The sequence below is a fragment of the Vibrio sp. V01_P9A10T6 genome, assembly GCF_963877065.1.
In the GTDB taxonomy this organism is placed as follows: domain Bacteria; phylum Pseudomonadota; class Gammaproteobacteria; order Enterobacterales; family Vibrionaceae; genus Vibrio; species Vibrio anguillarum.
Window position 1 is genome coordinate 1 of record NZ_CAWNTB010000072.1, and the last position, 5,523, is coordinate 5,523.

The window sequence follows — 5,523 nt, forward strand, 5'->3', positions numbered from 1 at the left end:
CATATATAATCTGCATACTTTAGTGGTTTGTAAAATAATAAGCAATTAGGCGTAACACGTTATTAATGGAGTTTTGGTGATGAAACGTGAAGTTATTGGGTTTTCAAAAATGGCTAATCAGCTATTGGATGAGCACTTAAAAGAATCTCCCTTCTTTTTTGCTTCGCCTCACAACACCATGCTTGGCGTGGGAATTGCTCATCAGTTCAATCAAGCGATCCCATTCTGTGAGCTGGCGGATCAAGCAACCAAGATGCTAGAAGCAGCAAAAACAGATGAGTACGACAATCCTATTTTATTTGCGACGATTCCTTTTAATGAAGAGACGGCGACGCGTTTCTTTATTCCAGAAAAGCTCTATGTTTCTGGTAGCCCACGGGCCAGTGAAAAAGAAGGGCAGCAGAGCCACAAAGCGACCATTGTTTCACCGCCAACAGGCAACGACTACAAACAAGGAGTCACAACCTTACTTGAGCTGTTTAATACCACCGAACTATCAAAAGTGGTTCTATCACGTTTAGTGAAACTCTCGACTCCACAACACATCGATCAAACTCGTTTATTGCGTAATCTGTTGTCTATCAATAGCAATGGCTACACTTTTTCTACTGAAATTGGCCCTAACGCCAAGTTAATGGGAGCCAGTCCCGAGTTGTTGTTGGCGAAGAAAGGCGGGTTTATCGTTTCTAACCCCCTAGCAGGCTCGCGTCCTAAATCAAACAATGCGGTGCAAAACCAACAACGCTCCGCTTCATTACTTGATACGCAAAAAGATCTGAATGAACATGCCTTCGTCGTCGAGGAAGTCGAGAAAGTGCTCAGCCGCTACTGCCATAACTTATTTACCCCTATGGTTCCATCAGTGATTGAAACCGAAACGATGCTGCATTTATCAACAGTGCTTGAAGGACAAGCCGATGATCCGATGATTAACTCGTTACGCATTGCAGCAGAGTTACACCCCACACCCGCAGTGTGTGGTTATCCAAGATTATCGGCTTACCAAGCGATTAAGCAGATCGAAACCTTCGACCGCGGCTACTTCACTGGCATGATCGGTTGGTGCGACGCTCGGGGGAATGGCGAGTGGGTTGTCACGATACGCTGCGCTGAAGTGAGCCAAAACGAGATGAGTGTGTTCGCTGGAGCTGGCATTGTGAATGAATCCTCACCACAAAGTGAACTCGATGAAACCGGGGCAAAAATGAGCACCATTTTGAAAGCCGCTGGTATTGAAATTGATGAATTACTTACCGCCTAAGGAGTGGTCATGAATAATCTTAACCCGACCGATGTTACCCCTTGGCCAGAGCAGTTCAGCCAGCGCTATCGTGAGCAAGGCTACTGGCAACAAAGAACCTTATTTGATTACTTCAGTGATTCCGTCAAAAAAAGCCCTGACGCCATCGCACTGATTGATGATTTCGGCCAGTACAGCTATCACAATTTATATCAGAAAATGATCAGCCTTGCGGCTGGCTTGAGCTCCCTAGGTTTGCAGCGGGGTGATAATGTCGTGCTACAAATGGCCAATCGTGCTGAATTCTATCTCTGCTTTTTTGCCTTGACCATGCGGGGCATTAAACCGGTTCTAGCTCTGCCAGCGCACCGCTATCTAGAACTGAGCTATTTTTGCCAACATACTCACGCCAAAGCCTATATTTTTTCAGACGATATCGTGGGCTTTGACGCGCAGCAAACCGCGCAGAAACTACGAAGTAGTTGCCCTTCTCTCTTGCATACCATTGTTTGCGGTCAATCCTCACACGAGCAAATTCAGGAATTAGATACGCTTTACCACTGCGTGGAAGAAGATCCTGTTACTGATTCGGTCTTTGCTGATCAAGTGGCTTTTTTCCAGCTTTCCGGCGGAACAACTGGCACTCCCAAATTGATCCCTCGTACGCACAATGACTACGCTTATAGCGTACTTGGTAGTATTCAAATTTGTCAGTTTGATCCACACACGAGGTATTTGTGTGTTCTTCCCGTTGCGCATAACTTTCCACTCAGCTCGCCCGGCGCATTGGGCGTCTTTTACGCTGGCGGTTGTGTCGTGCTCGCTTCCGATACCACACCGCACACCGCTTTCCGTTTAATTGAGAAGCACCACATTACTGTCGCAGCGCTAGTGCCACCGTTAGCGCTACTGTGGATGAAATACGCCGAGTCCGCTACAGAAAACATCGCGAGCCTCACTCTGGTACAAGTCGGCGGAGCGAAGTTTAGTGAGGCCGCAGCAATGCGCTTACCGACGGCTCTTCATTGTCAATTACAGCAAGTGTTTGGAATGGCTGAAGGGTTGGTTAATTACACACGACTTGATGACCCACTCAGCGTGATTGTTACTACTCAAGGACGCCCAATTTCAGCTGATGATGAAGTGATGATAATCAACGATGAGGGTGAGCCCGCTGCGGTGGGTGAGGAAGGCTTGCTCATGACCAGAGGCCCTTATACGATTCGAGGTTATTACCGAGCTCCAGAACATAACCAACGCTCATTCACCGACCAAGGCTTCTATATCACAGGTGACAGAGTGCGTAGGACGGCTGAGGGCAATATTATCGTCACGGGACGAGAGAAAGATCAGATCAATCGTGGTGGTGAAAAAATCGCAGCCGAAGAGGTTGAAAACCTGCTACTTCAACATCAGGATGTTCATGATGTGGCTTTGGTTGCTATTGCTGATGAGTTTCTTGGTGAACGCAGTTGCGCCATTGTCGTTCCAGATAACGGTAAAACGCTCAAACCCATTACTCTCAAACGATTTTTACACGCTCAAGGATTAGCAGAATTTAAGATCCCTGATCACATCCATTTCGTCGATGAATTACCTAAAACCCCCGTGGGCAAAGTCAACAAAAAATGGTTAAGAACGCAATACTCTCACTAATCATGGCAACACAGGCGCTCAAATAACTTAAAGATGAAAAAGCCGATATCGTCGATATCGGCTTTTGCTGGGCGATGCGTTCTCTTTCCCTATTCTAGTCGCCCAGTATACTCAAACCGCTTGCTCTTCAGTGGAACGTGTGTCCGTGACTTGATGTGACGACTGAGCAACAACACTAGGCTCCATCACATGCCACCACTCTCTTAAGGTTGAATATTTAATCATCTCTGAAAAGGCGCACTCTATGCCCATCTTGCGCCATGATTCAAATAAGGTAACCGCGCGGATAGAATCTAAGCCAAGAAAAGTGAGCTTCTCATCCACATCCACTTCATCTAAATCGAGATCCAATAGCTCAGCCACTTGCTGACGCATCTGTTCAAGGCTCAATAATCTGGTTTCTTGACTGTGGATCATTTGTGGTTTTAATGCCTCAAGCGAAGTCACGCAGCCAACACGCTCTGTGATGTATTTCAACGTATGATGATGATCTTCCAAAGAGAAGTCAGCCACAGCATCACCGACCACAAAAGGCTGTATATCCAACATAAAGGCATCTAACGCCGTAGATAAGATACCTATATGTGCATAGACACCCACAATGATCAACTGGTCACGCTGTGTTTCTTTCATCCACTCCAACAGCGGCGTTTTCTTAAACGCGCTATAACGCCATTTGGTGTATTGGATATCCCCGTCTTCAGGTGAAAGCTCAGACACAATCTCAGTATCTTTTGTCAGCCCTGTTCCCCAAAAATCAGTCAGTAGCGCTCTCTCTACTGGGTCTTGGTTAGGGGGTTGAGCTGTATACACCACGGGGATATTTGCCTGACGAGCCAGTGATTTCAGCTCTGAAATATTCGCTAATAACTCAGGAACGGGTGCCTGAGAATGATCAAAAAAGTTGATAAAGTACTTTTGCATATCGTGAATGAGCAGTACCGCTCTATCCGCTTGGACATGCCAATGAACTTTGTTTTTCGGAAATGTTTCAGCCAACGGAATGGAGTAGCTGGCTATTTTGGGAATCGCCATAAATGTAATCCTTGTTAAAAGAGGCTTTTCTCGTTCGTGATGCCTTAAAGCCAATAACGACTTCAGAAATAAGAGGCTCGTATTCGTCGACAACTGCCACCCAAATGGTAACAATTATCATTTCATTAATACTAAAGCAGTCTACGCATAAAAATCAATTGTTAATGAGATTAATTCTCAATTATATGTGCAACATGTCGCTCTCGACTCACGGCAACACAACAAGAGCCCACCACAAAACGAATAGCTAATTCATCGTTTGCGCCGCCGGTTGGGAAGTGACCTCATCTGAGGAGACGTTAGGTTCTGAGCTTGTGCTAACGATAAGCGCTGGATCAAACAGAGTCGCTTGGCGTAATGAGCGAAATGCCATCACCATCAACGCACCAATTCCCGTTGCACCCAAACCAAAAGTGAGGATCGACATCGTTGGTGCTAGCACTTTACCCAACGCCCCTAAACCGAGTGCTCCTATCGAGTCTCCCGATACATCTTGCGCCGTCCATAAGCTACTTACGCGGCCTAACAGGTGATCTGGAGTGTGTCCTTGTACGATCGAATATTGAATCAAAGAAGCGACCGAACCCAAATAACCATAGCCAACTAAGATGAGAGCAAACCACCAAAAATTATTCACAAGCCCCATAGCCACAATCGCTAAAAATGAGCCTAACGTCGCGTAGATTAAGACCATTCCTGGCTTTTGCGACTGTTTTACCCAACCTGAAGTCAGTGCGCCACACATCGCCCCCAACGGAATGGCCGAATACATCACACCTGCGTTAGCGGCGGTGCCCTGAAATGAGACTAAAGCTAACGCAGGGAACATCACTCTAATCGCAGTTGCTAATGTTTCGAGTGTGCCAAACAGCACCACACAACCAACCACTTTGTTTGAAAATAGAAATTGAACACCTTCATACAGTGATTGAAATGGATTCTCTGGCGTATGATGTTGCGGTTTCATCGAAGGTAATCTAAACAGTGGAATCAACGTACAGAGCGTACCAACAGAAGCCGCAATATAGTTCCAACTGACATCACCGACAGTGATCAGTAAGCCGCCAATCGCTGGCGAAAGAACCATACCTAATCGAACCGTTAGCATGCTCAATGCGGCAGCTTCAGGTAATTTTTGTCGCCCAACAATGGTCGGTAAAGCAGCCATCAAGGCCGTCATACCCATAGCGCCAAAAAAACCATCCCACACCGAGAGGATATAGAGAGCCGCTAAGGAGGATTGCGCGACTATGCTATTCAATGCTAATGCAGCAAACCCAATGCCACAGGTCGCGCGTGCGAACAAAATCAATCGACGGCGATCGTACTTATCGGCCAGTACGCCTCCTAGCAGCAGGCCAACAAACATCCCAATACCATCCAATGCCATGATAAGACCTACCTGCAAGGTCGAACCGGTCATTTGATGTATCTGTATCGGCACCGCGACCGTCATCATGCCAAGAGCAAGCACTGACATAATGCGGGCCATAAAGACCATTCGGAAATGTGGGTTGTTTTTCAGTAGGCTAAAATCTAAAAATATATTCTTTATATTCATACTATTATCTATTCAAACCAGAATGTAATGC

At 46.2% G+C, this 5,523-nt stretch carries 4 protein-coding genes; 2 read left to right on the forward strand and 2 right to left on the reverse strand.

Features of this window, described 5'->3' with window-relative positions; all coding sequences use genetic code 11:
- The first annotated feature begins 73 nt into the window (after positions 1–73).
- Complete coding sequence (locus AACQ21_RS04125) at positions 74–1,261, forward strand: isochorismate synthase (protein ID WP_105977318.1); 1,188 nt, start codon at positions 74–76, stop codon at positions 1,259–1,261.
- A 3-nt stretch (positions 1,262–1,264) separates the two neighbouring features.
- Positions 1,265–2,896, forward strand: coding sequence for a 2,3-dihydroxybenzoate-AMP ligase VabE (gene vabE / locus AACQ21_RS04130; RefSeq protein WP_105977319.1), 1,632 nt, complete (start codon positions 1,265–1,267; stop codon positions 2,894–2,896).
- A 111-nt stretch (positions 2,897–3,007) separates the two neighbouring features.
- On the opposite strand, the gene AACQ21_RS04135 is transcribed toward vabE, so the two are convergent.
- Positions 3,008–3,931, reverse strand: coding sequence for an isochorismatase family protein (locus AACQ21_RS04135; RefSeq protein ID WP_181185582.1), 924 nt, complete (start codon positions 3,929–3,931; stop codon positions 3,008–3,010).
- 247 nt (positions 3,932–4,178) lie between these two features.
- Complete coding sequence (gene vabS / locus AACQ21_RS04140; protein ID WP_105977321.1) at positions 4,179–5,492, reverse strand: vanchrobactin export MFS transporter VabS; 1,314 nt, start codon at positions 5,490–5,492, stop codon at positions 4,179–4,181.
- Positions 5,493–5,523: the final 31 nt, after the last annotated feature.